The 19,616-nt window shown below is 70.5% G+C and carries 18 protein-coding genes and 1 pseudogene; 7 read left to right on the top strand and 12 right to left on the bottom strand.

Annotation, left to right across the window (positions count from 1 at the left end; all coding sequences use genetic code 11):
• The first annotated feature begins 1 nt into the window (after position 1).
• Positions 2 to 163 (top strand): hypothetical protein, encoded by a 162-nt coding sequence (locus tag AC0T5L_RS16045; RefSeq protein WP_476166290.1) that lies wholly within the window; start codon positions 2 to 4, stop codon positions 161 to 163.
• Positions 164 to 241: 78 nt separating this feature from the next.
• Here the strand turns inward: AC0T5L_RS16045 and AC0T5L_RS16040 are convergent, their stop codons facing one another.
• From AC0T5L_RS16040 to AC0T5L_RS16030, 3 genes are all read right to left on the bottom strand, one after another.
• Positions 242 to 1,069, bottom strand: coding sequence for an aldo/keto reductase (locus tag AC0T5L_RS16040; RefSeq protein ID WP_476166360.1), 828 nt, complete (start codon positions 1,067 to 1,069; stop codon positions 242 to 244).
• Between the two features lie 450 nt (positions 1,070 to 1,519).
• Complete coding sequence (locus AC0T5L_RS16035) at positions 1,520 to 1,777, bottom strand: hypothetical protein (RefSeq protein WP_476166289.1); 258 nt, start codon at positions 1,775 to 1,777, stop codon at positions 1,520 to 1,522.
• Between the two features lie 114 nt (positions 1,778 to 1,891).
• Complete coding sequence (locus AC0T5L_RS16030; protein WP_476166288.1) at positions 1,892 to 2,428, bottom strand: hypothetical protein; 537 nt, start codon at positions 2,426 to 2,428, stop codon at positions 1,892 to 1,894.
• A gap of 318 nt (positions 2,429 to 2,746) precedes the next feature.
• Between AC0T5L_RS16030 and AC0T5L_RS16025 the strand changes: the two genes are divergently transcribed.
• From AC0T5L_RS16025 to AC0T5L_RS16010, 4 genes are all read left to right on the top strand, one after another.
• A complete protein-coding gene (locus AC0T5L_RS16025) occupies positions 2,747 to 3,928 on the top strand; it encodes a PucR family transcriptional regulator (protein ID WP_476166287.1) in 1,182 nt (393 codons plus the stop codon).
• Between the two features lie 182 nt (positions 3,929 to 4,110).
• Positions 4,111 to 4,707, top strand: a complete 597-nt coding sequence (locus tag AC0T5L_RS16020; RefSeq protein WP_476166286.1) for a Dps family protein — start codon at positions 4,111 to 4,113, stop codon at positions 4,705 to 4,707.
• Positions 4,708 to 5,213: 506 nt separating this feature from the next.
• Positions 5,214 to 6,041, top strand: a complete 828-nt coding sequence (locus AC0T5L_RS16015; RefSeq protein WP_476166285.1) for a rhamnogalacturonan acetylesterase — start codon at positions 5,214 to 5,216, stop codon at positions 6,039 to 6,041.
• Between the two features lie 57 nt (positions 6,042 to 6,098).
• On the top strand, positions 6,099 to 7,256 hold the full coding sequence (locus tag AC0T5L_RS16010; RefSeq protein WP_476166284.1) for a pectinesterase family protein: 1,158 nt from the start codon (positions 6,099 to 6,101) through the stop codon (positions 7,254 to 7,256).
• A 7-nt stretch (positions 7,257 to 7,263) separates the two neighbouring features.
• Here the strand turns inward: AC0T5L_RS16010 and AC0T5L_RS16005 are convergent, their stop codons facing one another.
• From AC0T5L_RS16005 to AC0T5L_RS15970, 8 genes are all read right to left on the bottom strand, one after another.
• The gene (locus AC0T5L_RS16005; RefSeq protein ID WP_476166283.1) at positions 7,264 to 8,142 is read right to left on the bottom strand and encodes an ABC transporter permease; all 879 of its coding nucleotides are present in this window, start codon (positions 8,140 to 8,142) and stop codon (positions 7,264 to 7,266) included.
• On the bottom strand, positions 8,132 to 8,917 hold the full coding sequence (locus tag AC0T5L_RS16000; RefSeq protein ID WP_476166282.1) for an ABC transporter ATP-binding protein: 786 nt from the start codon (positions 8,915 to 8,917) through the stop codon (positions 8,132 to 8,134). Before AC0T5L_RS16000 ends, AC0T5L_RS16005 begins: the two co-directional genes overlap by 11 nt.
• On the bottom strand, positions 8,914 to 9,972 hold the full coding sequence (locus AC0T5L_RS15995) for an ABC transporter substrate-binding protein (RefSeq protein ID WP_476166281.1): 1,059 nt from the start codon (positions 9,970 to 9,972) through the stop codon (positions 8,914 to 8,916). Before AC0T5L_RS15995 ends, AC0T5L_RS16000 begins: the two co-directional genes overlap by 4 nt.
• 402 nt (positions 9,973 to 10,374) lie before the next feature.
• Positions 10,375 to 11,259: a MetQ/NlpA family ABC transporter substrate-binding protein gene (locus tag AC0T5L_RS15990; RefSeq protein WP_476166280.1), complete on the bottom strand. Its 885-nt coding sequence runs from the start codon at positions 11,257 to 11,259 to the stop codon at positions 10,375 to 10,377.
• A 269-nt stretch (positions 11,260 to 11,528) separates the two neighbouring features.
• Positions 11,529 to 12,524 carry a zinc-dependent alcohol dehydrogenase family protein gene (locus AC0T5L_RS15985; protein ID WP_476166279.1) on the bottom strand — a complete coding sequence of 332 codons (996 nt, stop codon included), beginning with the start codon at positions 12,522 to 12,524 and terminating at the stop codon, positions 11,529 to 11,531.
• Complete coding sequence (locus AC0T5L_RS15980; protein ID WP_476166278.1) at positions 12,524 to 13,408, bottom strand: carbohydrate ABC transporter permease; 885 nt, start codon at positions 13,406 to 13,408, stop codon at positions 12,524 to 12,526. Before AC0T5L_RS15980 ends, AC0T5L_RS15985 begins: the two co-directional genes overlap by 1 nt.
• Positions 13,405 to 14,331, bottom strand: coding sequence for a carbohydrate ABC transporter permease (locus tag AC0T5L_RS15975; protein ID WP_476166277.1), 927 nt, complete (start codon positions 14,329 to 14,331; stop codon positions 13,405 to 13,407). The genes AC0T5L_RS15980 and AC0T5L_RS15975 overlap by 4 nt, the downstream gene beginning before the upstream one ends.
• A 65-nt stretch (positions 14,332 to 14,396) precedes the next feature.
• Positions 14,397 to 15,758: an ABC transporter substrate-binding protein gene (locus AC0T5L_RS15970; RefSeq protein ID WP_476166276.1), complete on the bottom strand. Its 1,362-nt coding sequence runs from the start codon at positions 15,756 to 15,758 to the stop codon at positions 14,397 to 14,399.
• Between the two features lie 207 nt (positions 15,759 to 15,965).
• On the opposite strand from AC0T5L_RS15970, the gene AC0T5L_RS15965 reads away from it, so the two are divergent.
• Positions 15,966 to 16,919 carry a sugar-binding transcriptional regulator gene (locus tag AC0T5L_RS15965; RefSeq protein WP_476166275.1) on the top strand — a complete coding sequence of 318 codons (954 nt, stop codon included), beginning with the start codon at positions 15,966 to 15,968 and terminating at the stop codon, positions 16,917 to 16,919.
• 60 nt (positions 16,920 to 16,979) lie between these two features.
• A complete protein-coding gene (gene xylB, locus AC0T5L_RS15960; protein ID WP_476166274.1) occupies positions 16,980 to 18,365 on the top strand; it encodes a xylulokinase in 1,386 nt (461 codons plus the stop codon).
• Between the two features lie 246 nt (positions 18,366 to 18,611).
• On the opposite strand, the pseudogene AC0T5L_RS15955 reads toward xylB, so the two are convergent.
• A pseudogene (locus tag AC0T5L_RS15955) lies at positions 18,612 to 19,544 on the bottom strand (RNA-guided endonuclease InsQ/TnpB family protein).
• Positions 19,545 to 19,616: the final 72 nt, after the last annotated feature.

Here is a 19,616-nt window from a genome sequence, read left to right as displayed (position 1 = left end):
CATGCCGATCATTTCTTCGCTGTCAGTCATCGCCCTCGTCGCCGTGCTCGGGGTGGTCGCCGCCATCTTCGTCGGGGGCGCCGTCTATGCCGGGCGCGTCCGCCGCGACGGCATCGACGCCGTCCTGGACGGTGCCCGCAAGCGCCGGGAACTGCGCGACTAGGGATGTTCTCCGTGGAACGCTCCACGCTCGCGGTGACCGACTCCGCCGAGGGATGCCGAGGCATCCGGGAGACACCTCCTAGACGCCGTCGAACTCGTCGGGGTCGGGGCCGAACCGGCTGTCGGCGTTGAGCCTGACGACGCGGTCCATCTCCGCGTCGGAGAGTTCGAAGTCAAAGATCTGGAAGTTGGACCGGATCCGCTCAGGCGTCACTGACTTGGGGATCGCCACGTTGTCGAGCTGTAGGTGCCAGCGCAGGAGCACCTGCGCGGGCGTGCGCTCGTGGTCCTCGGCGATCTCGGTGATCGTGGGGTGGTTCAGGAGCTTGCCGTGGCCCAGAGGGCTCCACGCCTCGGTGACGATGCCGTGCCTGGCGTTGAACGCCCGCACGGACTCCTGGACGAGCAGCGGGTGCAGCTCGATCTGGTTGACCATGGGCGCGATTCCGCCCTCCTCCAGGACCCGCTCCAGGTGCGACGGCTGGAAGTTGGACACGCCGATGGCGCGGACACGGCCCTCGGCGTAGAGGCGCTCCAGCGCCTTCCAGGTGGGTACGTACTGGTCGCGCCCGGGCAGCGGCCAGTGAACGAGGTACAGGTCGAGGAACTCCAGGTCCAGGCGGTCCAGGCTGGCGTCGAAGGCCCGCAGGGTGGAGTCGTAGCCCTGGTCGGAGTTGGCCAGCTTGGTCGTGACGAAGACCTCGCCGCGCTCCAGGCCCGAGTGGCGCAACGCCTCACCGACCCCCTGCTCGTTGTCGTAGGCAGCCGCGGTGTCGATGCTGCGGTAGCCCGCGTCGAGCGCGGTGGAGACGGCGTCCTCCACCTCGTTCGGGGGCACCTGCCACACACCGAACCCCAGTTGCGGAATGCGTACTCCATTACTCAGAGTGAGCTCTGGAACTGTCATCTGCTTCATGTCTCTCATCCCCCGTTAACGCTGAACGGTCCTGCTTGCTCTCACAGCGTGCGGCCTTCCGCAGTCGCATACTGCCACGTCAGGACTCGTTGTCACCCCAGGTGCGCCGCAGTGTGCACGCTTTCGCCGCCCACGTCCGGTAGTGGACGGTGGCGAAGAACATCCCCGCGGGGGCAAGGACGGTCCAGCGGGTGGGAGCGGCCGCGGTGCCCCTCGCTCCTTCACTCGACTCACTGCCTGCCCCCGACCACGCCTCCGGCTCAGCGGCCCCTCTTTGTCTCCTACCGTTCCTCAACAGTGTCCAGGAGTGGGTCTTGGACCCACGTCCCGGAACCGCGCGCGTCCCGAACGGTGTTGGACGCGCTGGTCTCCCGCGTTCGCTGTTCCCCGATCCGGGCACGTGCATCGTGTGCACGCTCCGTGACGAGTGGGCGGGTTCCCTCACTCCCACGGCCACCCCCGGGCCGGGACCGCTTCCATGGAGATGACGGGAACAGGGGCGCGGGTCCAGGACGCGGTCACATACCACCGCCCCCGGCCGGTATCCAGGTGGAGGCGGTAGGCCACCGCACGATCAGCCTCCACCCGGTCGGCCCACTCGCCGCCCCGGTGGGCGAAGTCCACCCGGGACGAGAGCACGTACCTACCGTGTGGGGCGTTGGCCAGCTCCGCGAGCGGGGCGGGGAGCTTGATCGACACCCGCCCCTTGCGGGGTGATGCGGATCGTCTCGTTGCCGTACCGCTTGCCCGATTCACCATCGGCGGACAGGACGGAGCGTGTGGCCTCCCACCGCTGGCGCCACTCGGTTTCAGTCAGCTGCGCCTGGTCCATGTGGTGCCGGGCCCGGACCAGCCGCTTGCCGCCGCGTACCGGTCCTGGAGCGCGGCCAGGCGCCGGAACTTGGCGTGCCATTCCTGCCGCGTGCGGTACCCGCCCGGAGCCCGCCGGGTGCCTTTGTCCCCCAGAGGTTGGGGCAGCCGGTGCCGCAGGGTGTCGATGCCCGCATGGAGGCGGTGCGGACGGGCACGGTGGCCGCGCCGGACCAGGGCCCACTGCTCGTTGGCGGCCCTGGTGATCGCCCCGGCCCACCGCGAGGACGAGGCGGGGGTCAGTTCCCGTTTGCGGGCGGCCCAGGAGTCCCTGTCGTGGCCGGTGCCGTGGGCGCACCGGGCCGCCAGGTCCCTCGAGGCCAACGATCCCAGGTGCGCGCCCACGGCCCGCAGCACCGTCTCATCCCGAGCGGTCAGACCCTTGAGCCGGCCGCGTGTGGCGACCCCGGTGGGTGCGGGAGCGATGTAGGGGGCCTGGAGCGGCCGCGGCCGCCGCGTACCGGCCTGGGACACTCCCACCCCACCCCTGGCGGTGCGCGTTCGTTTCGGTGCCGTGTTCGACACGAACAGCAGCCAGGACCGGGGCGCCTGCCCCAGGAATCAGTGAACTTCCCCGCCCCGGTTCCTCCGGTGCCCCGGCGTGCTATCCGGGGGCAGCGGCACAGAGCACACGCCAGCACCCGAGCACGCAGTGCCAGAGAGCCATTCCTGTGTACTCGTGTGCACGTGAGTCACCTCCCACACCAACAACCCACAACCCACAACCCCGCCAGAATCAGCCTTCCACAGCCCGGAACTGCCGATAGGCTGCCCGGGCCAGGGCTGGAGGTGGGGCTGATGGGACGCGAACAGCGTGCCCGGGTCAGCGCTGACCTGGCGCGGGACCAGGCCGGGCTGGTGGAGCGAATCGTCGCCGAGGTGCACTCCGAGATCCCCGCCTACCGCGCACTGCACGACTCCCAACTGGTGGAGGTGCGAGCGATCACCGGGTGGCTGGTGAGGCGTTCGCTGGAGCTGTGGGTGGCCGGAGCGACCCGGCTACCGCCGGAGGACATGGAACGGCTGCGGGGCATCGGACGCTCCCGGGCGGCCGACGGTCGATCGATCGGCGCGGTGGTGCGGGCGCATCGGGTGGGGTCGGTGGCGGCGGTGCGGCTGGTATCGGAGTCCGCGGCCGGCCGGCTCGACGCCACCGACGTGTTCGCTCTGGGCGAACTGTGGCTGACCTCGATCGACCAGATCTCCGAGAGCCTGTCCGCGGGCCACTCCGAAGCCGTGCACCAACTGGACACCGACCTGGAACGGGCCCGCCGGGCCTTCCTGGACGATCTGCTCATCGGGCGGCAGGCCTCGCGCGGGGCGATCCGCGACCGGGCGCGGACCCTGGGCATCACACCTCCCGACCCCGCGGTGCTGGTGGTGGCCGAAGCCTGTGGAACCCCCGCCGACGGTGCGCCGCAACCGGCCACGGTGTCGGCGGGGACGGAGCTGCTCGGCCTGGGTGAGCCGGTGGGCGCCGATCCGCTGCTGACCACGCGTTCGGGACGGGTGGTGGTCCTGCTGTCGCCCGCCGACGCCGATCGGGTGACCGCCGTGATCGGCGGCCGCCCCTGGCGCGGGTGCGTGTTGGCGCCGCGTGCGCTGGCCGACATGTCGGCCGCCTACCGCCTGGCCGACGACGCGCTGGAGACCGCTCCGCCGCACGCGTTCGGTACCCGGGGACTGCTGGGGGACGCCGACGCGTGCGTGCTGGCGCTGCTCAACGGCGGTCCGGTCACCTCGGTGACGGTCCGCCGCACCGTACTGGGACCGTTGTTGTCGAAGGGCAACGCCCACCTGCTGGAGACACTGCGTGCCTACTTCCGCGAGAGCGCGGCGACCACGGCCGCTGACGCGCTGCACGTCCACGCGCAGACGCTGCGATACCGGCTGCGCCGGGTGCGGGAGCTGACCGGACACGATCCGAACCGGCCCTGGCAGCGATTCCTCCTGGAGACCGCCTGCGCCATCGCACCCTGACCGGCGTGGCCGAAAGCGGCCACCAGCGCGTCCCGCTCGGCAAAAGCACACGAAACTTACCCCCGGTTGGGGCGAGGTTAGGCGCCCGTCGGCGGTGGGTAGCCGAGACTGGCAGGCGGAGCGTGCCCTGGCGTGCGCTCCCAGCCGCGACACGAGTCACACCGACTGGAGGGGGACCAGACGTGACGACCTCAGACCACAAGCCCGGAGCGGCACCCAAGCCCAGGAGCAGCCAGCCGTGGCTGCACCAGAACGGAGAGGAGATCCAGGAGTTCGGGACGGTCCGCCAGTTCCCGATCGGGCTCTCCTACGACACGCGGATGTACTCCTGTCAGCGGCTCAACCAGGTGCTGTGTGACACGCGTATCCTGCACGACCTGTACAAGAAGCACCACTGGCTGATGCGGGGGCAGACCTTCTACCAGCTGCACCTGCTGATGGACAAGCACGCCGACGAGCAGACCTCGCTGATCGACGGCATCGCTGAGCGCGTGCAGACCCTGGGCGGTGTGGCCGTCGGCGACCCCAGGCACGTCGCGGAGATCACCAACGTTCCCCGCCCACCGAACGGCGCCGAGGAGGTGCCCGCGATGCTCTCCCGCCTCCTGGAGGCGCATGAGACCCTCCTGGAGGACTGCCACGACGCGGCCGCGCGCACGCAGGAGTTGGGAGACGACGGCACGAACGACCTGCTGGTGTCGGAAGTGGTCCGCACCAACGAACTACAGGCGTGGTTCGTGGCCGAGCACCTGGTGGACACCCCGCTGGTGCGTGCCTAGGGCGTGTTCTTCGGAAGGCTTTCGGGTCAGTGAGCGGCCGTCCGGGCCGTCTCTCGCAAGACGGTGTGCGAAGTCCAGCCTGGTCGTGCCCCACGAGCACGGAGGCGTAGCGGGAGGCGGCCCGGCGCCGCGGGCGACTGGAGCCGAAGGCTCTCCCTTGTGGGCGGTGGAGGGAGACGGGCGGCACCGGAATGATGCAAAGAACACGGACCTGGATCCCTGGGTGGTAAGCGGGCCGGTCAGCGCGGGGGCCGCTGACCGGCCCGCCGCTGTGAGCCGGGGCATCAGGAACAGAACTACAAACGCTTGCTGTCTGCCAGCCGTCAGTGCGGCGACCCACACAGGCTCCCCTCACCACATCACCCCAGAAGACCCGAAAAAGGGCCCTTGGACGCCTGTGTCAAGGGGTTGACGGAGAGCGCCACATTGGAGAAGGTCATGCAATCGGTTGCAGGAACATCTCCGAACTTTGGGAAAGCGCTTCCCATAGAGAGGGACCGCCCCCCATGATCCGCCGCAGCTTCCTCACCGCCTCCGTGGCCGCCCTCGGGCTCCCCCTGTGGGCCGCCCCCGCCTGGGCGGGCCCCTCCCACCGTTCCCCGCGCGTCTTCGTGGCGGGCGACTCGACCGCCTCCACCTACGCAGCCCGTGAGGCCCCGCGCAGCGGATGGGGGCAGGCCCTCGGACTCTTCCTCGGCCACGGCGTGAGCGTGGACAACCGGGCACTGTCCGGCGCCAGCTCCAAGAGCTTCGCCGACCTGGGCCTGCTGGACGGCCTCCTCGACGACATCAGGCCCGGCGACCACCTCCTGGTCTCCTTCGGGCACAACGACTCCAAGGACGAGGATCCCGAGCGCTACACCGAACCGTGGAGCACCTACCAACGGCAGTTGGGCGCCTACCTCGACGGCGCCCGCGAACGCGGCGCCCACCCGACCCTGGTCACCTCGGTGGAGCGGCGCCGCTTCACCGCCGAGGGCACGCCCCGCGAGTCCCACGGCGACTACCCGGCGGCCATGCGCGGGCTGGGCGCGCGCGAGGGTGTACCCGTGGTTGACCTGACCGCGCTCAGCCTCGGCCTGTGGGGCGAGCTGGGGCCGGAGGGCACCAAGACCCACTTCCTGTGGACGCAACCGGGTGAACACCCCAACTACCCCGACGGCGTCGAGGACGACACGCATTTCCAGGCGCACGGCGCGATCGAGGTGGCCCGTCTCGTCGCCGGCGAACTCAAACGGCTCCGCGCCCTGCCGCCCCGGCTCGTCCGCCGCCTCGGAGACCCCTTCCCCGATCCCGGCAGCGCTCTGACCTGGCCCGAGGAACGCCCTGTCTGATCCCCGACCCTCAGTCGGCCCATGAGTCGGTCAGCCCATGAGAAAGGGAGAACACCCGTGAGAACCCACCCGACCCCGCCCCGGGCACACACCGCGGTGCTGACCGCGCTGGCGGGGCTGTTCACCGCCGCGCTCACCACCGCGCTCACCACCGTGTCCGGCAGCGCGCACGCCGACACGGCCCCCTCCACCCGCCCCCACGGCGCGAAGGGCCCGGTGATCACCGTGGCCTCCGACGGTTCCGGCGACCACACCGGCGTCCAGGCCGCGGTCGACGCCGTGCCCGCGCACAGCCCCGAGCGCGTCACCATCCGGATCGAGGAGGGGGTCTACCGCGAGCCGGTGGTCATCCCCTCCGACAAACCCAACATCACCCTGGTCGGCGCGACCGGCGACCCGAGCGACGTGGTCCTCACCTACGACCGCGCCTCGGGCACCCCCAAGCCCGGCGGTGGCACCTACGGCACGTCCGGCAGCGCCAGCGTCGTCATCTCCGGGGACGACACGCACGCGCGCGACCTGACCTTCGAGAACTCCTGGGAGCGCGAGGAGCACCCGGAGATCACCTCGACCCAGGCGGTCGCGCTGCGCACCACCGGCGATCGGCTGGTCTTCGACAACGTGCGCTTCCTCGGCCACCAGGACACGCTGTACGCGAACTCACCCGACGTGGACACCCCCTCGCGGCAGTACTACAGCGACTGCTACGTCGAGGGGGACGTGGACTTCGTCTTCGGCCGGGGCACGGCCGTCTTCGACGGGTGCGAGCTCCGTTCCCTGGACCGGGGCAGCGACACCGACAACGGCTACGTGACCGCGCCGAGCACCCCGCCCGGCAACGAGTTCGGCTTCCTGTTCACCCGGAGCTGCTTCACCAGCGACGCCCCGGCCGGCACCGTCTACCTCGGCCGCCCGTGGGTGCCCAGTTCGAGCCCGGACGCCGAACCGCGGGTGCTGGTGCGCGACTCCTGGATGGGCCGCCACTTCCGTGAGGAGGGGTGGGTCGAGATGTCCTCCGGGCACGACTGGCGTCAGTTCCAGATGCGCGAGTACGGCAACTACGGCCCCGGCGCGCTGGTCACCGAGGACCGTCCGCAGATGGACCGGGAGGACGCCGCGCACCACACCGCCCATGCCTACCTGGCCGGTGACGACGGCTGGGACCCGGTACGGGAACGCCCGCGGCGGCCGGTGTGCACCGCGCGCGGGCGCTGACCCGGGTTCAGGAGGCGGTGACGCCCCAGCGGTGGCGGATGGAGCGGTCGGCCCAGTTGAAGAACACGTCGATGAGGATGCCCACGCACAGCACGATGACGACGTAGGCCAGCAGGCCCTCGGCGTCGTTGAACTGGCGCGCCTGGCTCAGCGCCCAGCCGATGGAGTTCTGCTGGTCGATGATGACCAGCAGTTCTCCAGCCATGAGCGAGCGCCAGGCGAAGGCCCACCCCTGTTTGAGGCCGGAGACGAACATCGGCAGGGCGGCCGGGACGATCAGCAGCGTGTACCGCTGGACACCGCGCAGGCCCATGGCCTGGCCCGCCCGCAACAGCTGCGGGGCCACGTAGTCGATCCCCGAGGTCAGCCCGCCCGCGATGGAGGGCGCCGCACCCAGGACGATCACGAACATGATGGCCGACTCGCTGATGCCGTAGAGCAGCATCGCGAAGGGAAACCAGACGATGGACGGCATGGTTTGCAGGCCCGTGATGAGAGAGCCGATCGCCACGCGCAACAGCGCGAACCGCGTCACGGCCAGGCCGAGGAGCACGCCCACGACCAGGGCCAGCGCGAAGCCCGTGAGGGCGCGGCGCATGGTGACCCCGAAGGCCTCCCAGAACCCGGTGGAGGTGATCTCGGTGAGCAGACGCGGCAGGACCTGGTCAGGTCCGGGCAGGACGTAGACCGGTCGCCATCCGCTCCACACCACCGCTTGCCAGGCCACGAGCACGATGGCCACGGCGGCCAGCTTGGGCCAGGTGGCCGCCCACACCCTGGCCGCCGTCCGCCCGGCGGTGGACCGGTCGGACTGGCGCGACGGCGCCATCTCCAGGGCGTCCAGGCCCTGGAGGCGGCGGTCCTGCACACTGGGATCAGCCGGCATGGCGCGACACCTCCGTGCGCAGCCGGTCGGTGATCTCGGCCGCCTGGGAGGAGATCTGGGCGGAGTCGATCCGTCGGGGCCGCTCACCCTCCACCGCGAACTCCTCGATGACGCGGCCGGGGCGGCTGGAGAGCAGGATGACCCGATCCCCCAGGCGCACGGCCTCGCGCACGTTGTGCGTGACGAACATGATGGTCAGCGACTTCTCCCGCCAGATCCGCTCGAGTTCGTCGTGGAGGATGTCGCGGGTCATGGCGTCCAGGGCGCCGAAGGGCTCGTCCATAAGCAGCACGTCGGCGTCCTGGGCCAGGGCCCGGGCCAGGGCGACGCGCTGGCGCATCCCGCCGGAGAGCTGGTGCGGGCGCTTGCGGGCGAAGCCGCTCAGGCGTACCAGGTCGAGCAGTTCGGCCACGCGCTCCTTGCGCCGGGCCTTGGGGACCCCGTTGACCCGCATGGGGATCTCGATGTTGCCGCCGATGGTGAGCCAGGGGAACAGGGACGACTCCTGGAACATCATGGCCACGCGGTGCCCGCCCGCGTCCACGGTCCCGGTGGTGGGCCGCGCCAGGCCCGCCACGAGCGAGAGCAGGGTGCTCTTGCCACAGCCGGAGGCGCCCACGACCGCGACGAACTCCCGCGCCCGCACCGAGACGGACATACCGTCGATGGCGGTCAGGGCGCTGGGGCCCTCCCCGAACACCTTGGAGATGTGGTCGATCTCGATGGCGGAGGTGCGCGCGGTGCTCGTACTGAGGCTCTCGGTCGTGGCTGTCACTGTTCCTCCTGGGGTCCGGCGACCTCGTCCCGCCCGTCCTCGCGGAGGAGGTCGTTGAGCGGGCCGAGGGCGTAGATGCCGTCCAGGTCGACCGGGTCGAGCAGGCCCACGGCCTGGGCGTGCTCGGCTCCGGCGGCCAGGGACGGGGCGATCGGGTCGACGGTGAAGGTCATGTTGTCGAAGGCCGAGGCGACGACCTCGGGGTCGGACTGGTTGCCGGTCAGGTCGGCCAGGTGGGCGGCGGCGGACTCCCGTGCGTCCTCGGGGCGGGCGTTGATCCAGTCGACGGTGTCGACATGGCCCCGCAGGAGACGTTCGATCTCCTCGGGGTGGGAGTCGAGGTAGTCGGCGTTGGCGACGAGGTGTGTGGTGACGAAGTCGCCGCCGGTCCCGGGCCACCGCTCGGCCTCGTCGAGCAGCGGTTCGCCCCCTGCCTCGACGACCAGGCGGCTCAGGTGCGGCTCGGGGAGCCAGGCGCCGTCGATCTCACCGAGCGTGAAGGCGCTCACGGTCTCGGCGTTGTTCTGGGGGATGACCGACAGGTTCCCGCCGCCCTCGGTGTCGACCTGCCAGCCCTGCTCCCGGGCGAACCAGCGCAGCGCCACGTCCTGGGTGTTGCCCAGTTGGGGGGTGGCCAGGGTGGTGCCGAGCAGGTCCTCGACGCCGTCGATGCCGGGGCGTACGACCAGGCCCGCGCCGCCGGAGGTTGATCCGGCGATGACACGCAGCGCGGCTCCCCCGGACTGCGCCCAGCCGTTGACGGTCGGACTGGGACCGATGAAGGCGGCGTCGATCTCGCCGGAGAAGACGGCGTTGATCGCGTCGGGACCCGCGTTGAAGGTCTGGGTGGAGAGCGGGGCGTCCTCGCCCAGGGCCTCCTGGAGGATGCCCTCCTCCACGCCCACCAGTGCCGGAACGTGGGTGAGGTTGGGGAAGTATCCGAGCATGAGACCGCGGTCGTCGCCCTGGTCGCCCACGGCACCGCACGCGGTGGTGGCCGCTGCGATGACCAGGGCCGCCGCGGTGGCGCGGAGCAGGGACCTACGCGGGGACATCGGGGATCCTTCGGGCTTCGGGTTCCGGACCGGCGAATCAAACTCTACTTAATGAGTAGGTTTTGTGGAAGTAGGACGTCCACGCCCCCTTTCCCGGGACGACCGGCCCAAACAGGAGGAGGCGTCGGCCAAGGACAGAGTCGCCACCACGGGAAAACGCAGCTCAGGCGACCGCACGGGGAGTGGCGTCCGCACCACGACTCCCCGGCGTCCCGTGCCGCCGCGCCCCACCGACCCCCGAAGCCCCTCACGGTGTGATGCGTATCACCAGCGATGGCCGGGTGTGTCGGGGCACCGACACAGAACGAGGGCGGCGGAGCCGGAAAGCTCCGCCGCCCTCGTGGCAGGAGTAGGTGTGCGGTGGGCCGGGACCGCGAGGAAGCGGGCCCGGACCCCGCGGTGTCACTCCTGTTCGGTGTCCTCGTCCGCGCTCTCGACGACGTTGCCGTCGCCGTCGACCGCCAGGACGACGCCCTGCCAGGACTCCTGGACGAACTCCAGGACACGCTCGTCGTGCAGCAGCTCGGCCAGCAGCTGGACGCGCTCGTCGTCGGCGTTCTCCTCCAGGGCGACCAGGCCGTTGGCGTAGGCCTCGACGTAGTCCTCGCCCTCGGGCTCCCAGGCCAGGACGTTGGACTCCTCGGGCAGGTCCGCCTCGATGGCGTAGTTGCCGTTGACGACCGCGGCGTCCACGTCGGCGATCGAGCGGGGCAGCTGCGCGGCCTCCAGCGGGGTGACGGTGATGTCCTGCGGGTTGTCGGTGATGTCCTTCTCGGTGGCGCTCTCACCGGCCTCCGGATCGATGCCCACCAGGCCCTCGGTCTCCAGGATGCGCAGTGCGCGGTTGAGGTTGGCCGGGTCGTTGGGGACCGCGATCTCAGCGCCCTCGGGCAGGTCCTCGATGCTCTCGGCGCTCTCGGAGTAGAGGCCCAGCCGCTCGATGTGGACGTCGGTGATATACGTGAACTCGGCGTCCGGCCCGTTGGCCACCCACTCGTTGAGGAAGGAGCGGTGCTGGAAGTAGTTGGCGTCCAGCTCGCCCTCGGCCAGGGCGGAGTTGGGGGTGTTGTAGTCGGAGATCTCCTCGATCTCCAGCTCCAGTCCCGCCTCCTCGGCGAGGTTCTCGTCGATGAAGGCGAGGATGTCACCGTGCGGCACGGGGTTCACACCCACCCGCAGCGCGTTCCCCTCGCCGCTGGAGTCGGCGGCCTGCTCGCTGGGCGCGCCGCAGGCGGCGAGCGCCAGTGTGAGGGCGGCTGCTCCGATGACGGCTGAGGTCGTGCGCATGGTGCGCTCCTTCATGATCGCGGATTGGAGGATCGCGGGGTCGCGGTCGCCGGTAACGATGACCGCGCGGCTCCCGTGGGATGCCGCAGGGCTGGCCAGAGCCTACCCGACCGAATTAGTAGGAATTATCCCTGCGCCTCGTCACCGCACGTGGGATCTGACACATCACCTGTCCCCCACCGCCGGGAAACCGCCGGTCACCGGCTCACGGAGGTGCCCCGGGCCGGGCACCTCCGCACGGCCCGGGGCACCCCGGCGCGGCCCCTCCCCTACCGCTGCGGGTCGATCTGGAGCTTGCGGCCCCGCCCCGCCCGGAAAGCGCCGACCGCGTCCCCGTAGTCGGCCAGGGCGAAGGTGTCGGTGACCATGGCGTCGGCGTCGACCACACCCTTGGCCATCAGGTCGACGGCCCGCCCGTAGCTGTGCAGGACGGCCATGCTGCCGACGACGGTGATCTCGTCGTTGTAGATCCGGAACGGGGAGAAGGAGGCGGTGGCCTCGGCCGGGGCCACGCCGAACACCTGGAAGGTGCCGCCCCTGGCCACCCGGGTCAGACCGTCCTCGACGGCCCTGACCACCCCGGTGCAGTCCACGACGACCTCCCAGCCGCGCCGGTCGAGGTCGTCGGCACCTGTGGCCACCGTGTCGGCGGCCAGGGATGCGGCCACCGCCAGCCGCTCGGTGTTGGGGTCCACCACGGACACGCTGGCCGCGCCCGCGGACCGCGCGAGCTGGGCCATGAGCAGGCCCATGGTGCCCGCTCCGTAGATCAGGTAGTGCTCACCCAGCCTGCCGGGAAGCAGGTCGAAACCGTGCACGGCGCAGGAGAGGGGTTCGATGAGGGCACCGTGGGAGAAGGGCATGGCGTCGGGCACGCGGTGGCAGGAGGAGACGGGCGCGGTGACGAACTCGGCGCAGGCGCCGTGCCCGGTGACGCCGATGGCGTTCCACCGCTCGCACAGGTTCCCGCGGCCCACGACGCACTTGGCGCACTCACCGCAGAACAGGGAGGGATCGACCGCCACACGGTCGTCCACGGACAGTTCCGTGACCTCCGCGCCGACCGCGACCACGGTTCCGGCGAACTCGTGTCCGGGAACGATCGGGTAGGGCGTGGGCTCGAACTCCCCGTCGATGATGTGCAGGTCCGTGCCGCAGATACCGACGGCGGACGGGGCGACGACCACCTCGCGGGGGCCCGGCGCGGGATCGTCCACCCGCTCCGTGCCGAAGCGGCCGGGTTCGCTGACGACGAGTGCGCGCATTACTTCACGGCTCCTAGGGACAGGCCGCGGACCAGCCAGCGTTGGGCGGTCCATCCGGCGATGATCACGGGCAGGGCCGCCATGGTGGAGGCGGCGGACAGACGGGCCCAGAACAGCCCCTCACCGCTGATGAAGCCGACGAGGAAGACGGGCACGGTGGCGGCCTGGGTCGCGGTGAGGTTGACCGCGAAGAAGAACTCGTTCCAGGCGAAGATGAAGCAGATCAGCGCGGTCGCCGCCACCCCCGGGGCGATCATCGGCAGGATGACGCTCCGCATCTCGGTGAGCCTGCCGGCACCGTCCATCCGGGCGGCCTCCAGCACCTCCTTGGGGAGCTCGGCCAGGAAGGAACGGATCATCCACACCGCGATCGGCATGTTCATGGCCGTGTACACCAGGATGAGGAGGCGCAGGTCGTCCAGGACGCCGATGTTGCGGGCCATGACGTACAGGGGCAGGATCATCGCCACCGGCGGCAGCAGCTTGGTGGACAGGAAGAAGAACAGCGAGTCGCGCCACTTGGGTATCCGGGCCAGCGAGAGCGCGTAGGCGGCGGGCAGGGCCAGGGCGACGGCCAACACCGTGGACAGCACCGAGGCCTGCAACGAGTTGAGCAGGTAGGGGGCGAAGTCGCGTCCGAGCACCGCCGAGTACTGGTCCAGCGTCGGCTGGAAGAAGAGGGTCGGCGGGTCCGTGGAGGCCTGCGACTCCTGTTTGAACCCGGTGAGGAACATCCACAGCACCGGGAAGAAGAACACCACGCCCACGATCCAGGCCAGGACGCCCAGCCCCGGACGGGTGTGACGGCGGCGGCCGCGTCGGGGCCCAGGCCCCGGTCCGGAACGGGGCGCGGCGGCGGCCGGCGCTTCGGTCACGCTGGTCACGACTCCTCCTCGAACAGGCTGGAGACCACCCGCAGCGCGAACATGGCGACGACAAGGGTCGCGACGACCACGATGACCCCGGCAGCGGCGGCCTCGCCGACGTCGAAGGCGCGGAAGGCCTGGAGGTAGATGAAGTAGGGCAGGTTGGTGCTGGCCTGGCCGGGGCCTCCCTGCGTGATCATGTAGACCGCGTCGAAGGTCTGGACGATGTAGATGGTGCCGAGCAGCACCGCCAGTTCCACGAAGCGCCGCAGCTGCGGGAACGTGATCCGGCGGAAGACGGTCCAGGGCCCGGCCCCGTCAACGTGCGCCGCCTCCAGCACCTCCGTCGACTGGCTCTGGAGGCCCGCGAGCATGATGAGCATCATGAACGGGGTCCACTGCCACGTCAGCACGAAGACGATGGACAGGAGCGGGGATTCGTTGACCCAGTCCGGACTGGCCCCGAGCGGTGAGAGCACCCAGTTGAGCAGCCCGTAGACCGGGTGGTACATGGAGGTCTTCCACAGCAGGGCGGCGGCGACCGGCATGACCAGGAACGGCGTGATCATCAGTGTGCGCACGATCCCGCGGCCCAGGAAGGTCCGGTCGAGCAGGAGGGCGAGGGCCAGCCCCAGGACCAGGGAGAGCAGGACGGCGCCGACGGTCAGTAGGACCGTGTTCATGACGGCGTTACGGAAGAGCGCGTCCCCCAGGACCCTGCCGTAGTTGCCCAGTCCGGCGAAGGAGCCGGATTCGGACCGCAGCAGGTTGCTGTCCTGGAAGCTGTAGTACACGGTGAACAGGAACGGGATCTGCGTCATCGCGATGACGAACAGCAGCCCCGGCAGGAGCGGACCCCTTCGGCCCCAGCGCTGTCCCCACGTGAGTTCCCCCGCGCTGGGTCCGCGCCGCGCCGTGTCCGGCGTGGTCTGAGCGGTCATGGACTTTCCTCGTGGGTGTCGGGTGGTGGGACGGGCCGGAGCGCTCTCCCCGGCCCCGCGCCGGCTCATTCGCGGTAGCCGCCGGACTCGGCGGTCTCCTCCGCGTACTCCTGGGACTTGCGCAGCGCCTCCTCGACGGACTGCTGTCCGGCGATGGCAGCGGAGATCTCCTGCGAGACCCGGGTGCCCAGGTCCTGGAACTCGGGGATCGCCACGTACTGCACACCGGTCCACGGCTGCGGGTGCAGGCCGGGCTGCTCGACGTCGACGTTGTCGATGGCCTCATAGGTGGGGTCGGCGAAGGCCTCGGCCGCCTCCTGGTACTCGGGAATGCCGTAGGTGGACACGCGCGCTCCCGGGGGGACGCGCTCCCAGCCCAGCTCCTCGCCGACGAGCTGGTGGTACTCCTTGGAGGTGGCCCAGGAGACGAACTCCCAGGCGGCCTCGGGGTCGGTGGAGGTGGCGGGGATCGACAGCGCCCACGCCCACAGCCAGCCCGCGTGCTCGGTCTGGTCGACCGGAGCGGCGACGTATCCGATGTCTCCGACGACGCTGCTGGAGTCGGGGTCCTCCAGGTTGCCCGCGGCGACGGTGGAGTCGTAGAACATGGCGGCGTCGCCCTGGGCCATGGTCGTGAGGCACTCGGTGAACCCGGCGTTGGGCGCGCCGGGCTGCCCGTACTCGCCCACCAGGTCGACGTAGGTCCGCACGGCCTCCCGGACCTCGGGCGAGTCCAGGTGCGCGTTCCAGTCCTCGTCGTACCACCGGCCACCGTGGGTGAGGATCGCCGTGTTGAGCGGGGCCAGGAGCTCGCCCCAGCCCGGGACGCCGCGCAGGCAGATACCGGCGACGCCCCCGTCCGGGTCGTCCAGCTCCTCGGCGAACCCGGCCACCTGGTCCCAGGTCGGGTTGTCGGGCATCTCCAGGTCCGCCTCGTCGAACAGGTCCCGCCGATACATCAGGAACGACGACTCCCCGTAGAAGGGCGCCCCGTACATCTCGTCCTCATAGGAGAGGGCGGAGCGCACGGTCGGGATGATGTCGTCGATGTCGTAGTCGGGGTCGGAGCCGTACTCCTCAAGGCTGAGGATCCAGTCGTTCTCCGCCCAGATCGGGACCTCGTAGGTGCCCACCGTGACGACGTCGTACTGACCGCCCTGGGTGGCGATGTCCTGGGTGACGCGGTCCCGGAGCTGGTTCTCCGGCAGGACCACGAACTCGACGTCGATGTCGGGATGCTCGGCGCTGAACTCGTCCGCGAGGGCCTGGATGTCCTCCATCTGGGGGTTGGCCACCGTGGCGACGGTGACGGTCCGCTGACCGTCCGACCCGCCTCCGCCTGCTCCGGCGCAGGCCGTGGCGAGAAGCGCCAGGCCGGTCGCGACGGCCATGACCGGGAGTCCGCGCCGCGTCGTGTGTCTGAACATGGTCTTCCTCCTGGGGGGACGGCTGCGGCCCGGGGGTCGGGAGCCGCGTTCCGCGGATGCCTTCGCTCCCCTTATATCCGCTCACATGAGCGGGAAGTTGAGCAGATGAGCACCGTGGAGGATCATTAAAATTGTGGCGGGCATCACGAGTCAAGCCACGATGCAACAATGAGCAACAAGGTGCTCATATGAGCGAAACTCTGGAGGATGCCAATGAAACCCGAGTTCCGACCAGCGGAACTCATCCGTGCCACCGCGATCGCGCGCAGGTACTACATCGCCGGAGAGTCGAAGATCCGCATCGCGGAGGACTTCTCGATCAGCCGGTTCAAGGTGGCGCGCATCCTCGACGAGGCCCGGGCGGCGGGCATCGTACGGATCGAGATCACCGAACCCGCCGAGGTCGACACAGACCTCTCCCACCAGCTGCGAAACGCCTACGGCCTCAAGGAGGCGATCGCGGTCGCCGACCCGGGCGGGGGGGAGGCGATGCACCGCGGACTGGGCCGACTCGCGGCCGAGTACCTCACCGAGATCCTGGAGGAGGACGACACCCTCGGCCTGGCCTGCTCGCGCACCCTCAACTCGATGACGCTGGCCCTGGACGGCCTCCCCCGGTGCACGGTCGTGCAGCTGACGGGGGTCCTCCCCGGCGGTGTGGAGGAGAACTCCGTGGAGCTGGTCCGGCGAGTGGCCAGCCTGGCGCGCGGCCCGGCCTACCCCGTCTACGCCCCGATCGTGGTCTCCGACGCCGCCACCGCCCACGCGCTGCGCGCACAGCCCCAGGTCGCCGGAGCCATGCAGCTCTACGGGAAGCTCGACAAGGCCGTCGTCGCCATCGGCTCCTGGTCACCGTCCCTGTCCCTGGTTCGGGACGCCCTCTCCCCCGCCGAGGGGGCCGCCCTCGACCGCGAGGGCGTGCAGGCCGAGGTGTGCGCCCGGACCGTGGACGTACACGGCATGCCCATGGCAGCGGAGCTGGACTCGCGGGTCATCGCCATCACCCTGGAACAGCTGCGCGACGTGCCCGAGGTCGTCGCGGTCGCCGGAGGCACGGGCAAGTCGCGGGCGATCCACTCCGTACTCAGGACCGGCGTGGTGTCCTCGTTGGTGACCGACACCACCACGGCCCGTACCCTGATCGAGTCGGCTGGCGGCTGACCCGTCGCCAAGCCCGCGTATCCGTTCCCCGAAGAAGCCCCTCACCCACACGGAGCCGATATGGCATTGGTCGCCGGAATCGACAGCTCGACCCAGTCCTGCAAGATCGTGGTCTGCGACGCCGACAGCGGCGAGATCGTGCGCGAGGCGCGTGCCCCGCACCCCGACGGGACCGAGGTCCGCCCCGACGCGTGGTGGTCCGCGCTGGAGCATGCCTCCTCCGGCCTGCTCGACGACGTGGCCTCCATCGCCGTCGCCGGACAACAGCACGGCATGGTCGCCGTCGACGAGCTCGGCTCGGTGGTGCGCCCGGCGCTGCTGTGGAACGACACGCGCTCGGCCGGATCGGCCCTGGAGCTGACCGAGGAGCTGGGCGGCCCCGCGGAGTGGGCCGGGACCGTGGACAACGTGCCCAACGCCAGCCTGACCGTCAGCAAGCTGCGCTGGCTGGCCCGGCACGAGCCGGACAACGCCGCACGCACGACCGGGGTGATGCTCCCCCACGACTGGCTCACCTGGCAGTTGACGGGGGCGCGGGCCGAGCCCACCACGGACCGGGGTGACGCTTCCGGAACCGGCTACTGGTCGGCGACCGAGAACGCCTACCGGCCCGACCTGCTGGCGCGGGCCCTCGGGCGCGAGATCCAGGTGCCGCGGGTGGCCGAACCCGCCGAGGCCGTGGGGCACACCCCCTCGGGCGCGCTGGTCGCCCCCGGGACCGGCGACAACATGGGCGCCGCCCTGGGCCTGGGGCTGCGCCCGGGCGACGCCGTGGTCTCCCTGGGCACCAGTGGGACCGTGTTCGCCGTCAGTGAGGGCCCCACGCAGGACCCGAGCGGCATCATCTGCGGGTTCGCCGACGCCACCGGCCGGTTCCTGCCGCTGGTGTGCACGCTGAACGCGGCCCGGGTGCTCAGCAGCACCGCCGAGATGCTGGGCGTGGACCTGGCGGGGCTGGACGAGCTGGCGCTGGCCGCCGAGCCGGGCGCCGAGGGGGTCGTGCTGCTGCCCTACCTGGACGGCGAGCGCACCCCGGTGCTGCCCGACGCCGCCGGCTCCCTGCACGGGCTGCGCCGCTCCAACATGCGTCCGGAGAACATCGCGCGCGCGGCGGTGGAGGGGATGCTGTGCGGACTGGCCGACGGGCTGTCCGCGATGACCGACACCGGCATCCCGGTCCACCGGGTCATGCTCGTGGGCGGGGCCGCGCGGTCGGCCGCCGTGCGCACGGTCGCCCCGACCGTCCTGGGCGCGCGGGTGGTCGTACCCCCGCCCGCCGAGTACGTCGCGATCGGTGCCGCCCGCCAGGCGGCGTGGGTGCTGGCCGGTACCGCCGAGCCTCCGGCCTGGGACATCGGCGCCCCGGAGGCCGCCTCCGAGCCCGTGGACCTGCCGCACGTGCGTGAGCGCTACGCCGAGGTACGCCGGTCCACCCACGGGGTGTAGGACCCGAAGGATCCGACCAGCCGCCCCCCTCCCACGGCCTCCGGAGCGTCGCGCTCTCCCACTCCCACCATGTGCGCTGCTCCTGGCCGCGGTGTCAGCCGAGGCGCCATGAATCATTCACCGCACAGAAACACCGAGTCCTTATGACGCGTCGCGTTCCTCTCTAGGATCTAGGCGCGTCAAGATTGACTTTCTCCCTCTCCTGGAAGAGGAGGAGTCCGACCGTCCCTGACAGGACGGTCCCGCTTACGCGGACTGCCTCACGACAGCGGTTTCCTGCTTCGTCGCCGACCGCGGAAGGGAGGACCCTTGCCTTCTGACACCAGCTCACCAGGCATCACCCGCGCCTTCGCGGGCTGCGACTCGACCAGCCGCAAGGGTGTTCCTGGCCGCTTTCACGTCCCGACCATGCCGGGTGCGACGGCAAGGGCACGTCCAATGCCGGGTACCCAAAGACAACGTGTCCAGCAGGTACCCGCACTCCGAGCACGTCTTGCCGCTGGGAAACCACCGGTCGACCACCACCAGCGCGCGACCGTAGCGTCGGGCCTTGCGTGCCGGATGTGTGGGGTTGGCGGCCTTCTCCCCCGTGGACAGGGTCGCGGAGTCCTTCACCCCCAGGACCGCACCGACCTCACTGCCGGACTCGTGCGCGGGTTCAGGATCAGCGGCCTCAACGGCGAAGGCCACATACCAGCGCCCGTCCGGCTCCCGCGACACGATCACCGCGGTCGAGTGCAGGTCCGCGAGCGCCACGTCCTCGAAGGACCGCGCCATCTTCAGCGGCATGCTCTGTTTGGCCGGGAACAGGCGCCCCTGGCGCAGACGGAACGCGCTGCGGGTGTAGCGCGCCGGCTGTTCGCCGTTGCGGTTCCTGAACCGGGGGTAGCGGGCGCGCCCGGCGAAGAGGCGCGCGAACGCGCTGTGCTGGTGGCGCAGCGTCTGCTGGAGCGGGACCGAGGACACCTGGGACAGGAAGCCCAGGTCCCCGGTTCTCTTCTACTCGGTCAGCGCCGCGTCGGTCTGCTGGTACGAGGTCTTCTTTCCCTGGGTGTGGTAGGCGCGGTGGCGTTGGGCGGGGGTCTTGTTCCACACCAGGCGCACGCACCCGAACGTGCGGCCCGGCTGGGCCGCTTGTCCGGGGTCCGGCTATGCCCGGCACTTGTACGCCGTCCTCACCCAGCGAACTTTGATCCGAGGAGAGGCATGTGTAAGGCAAAACGCGAGGAATGCGGGTTGCCTGCCCGAATT

The sequence above is a fragment of the Nocardiopsis sp. TRM 82005 genome (genome assembly GCF_056312425.1).
This window is presented reverse-complemented; position numbering and strand designations above follow the sequence as displayed.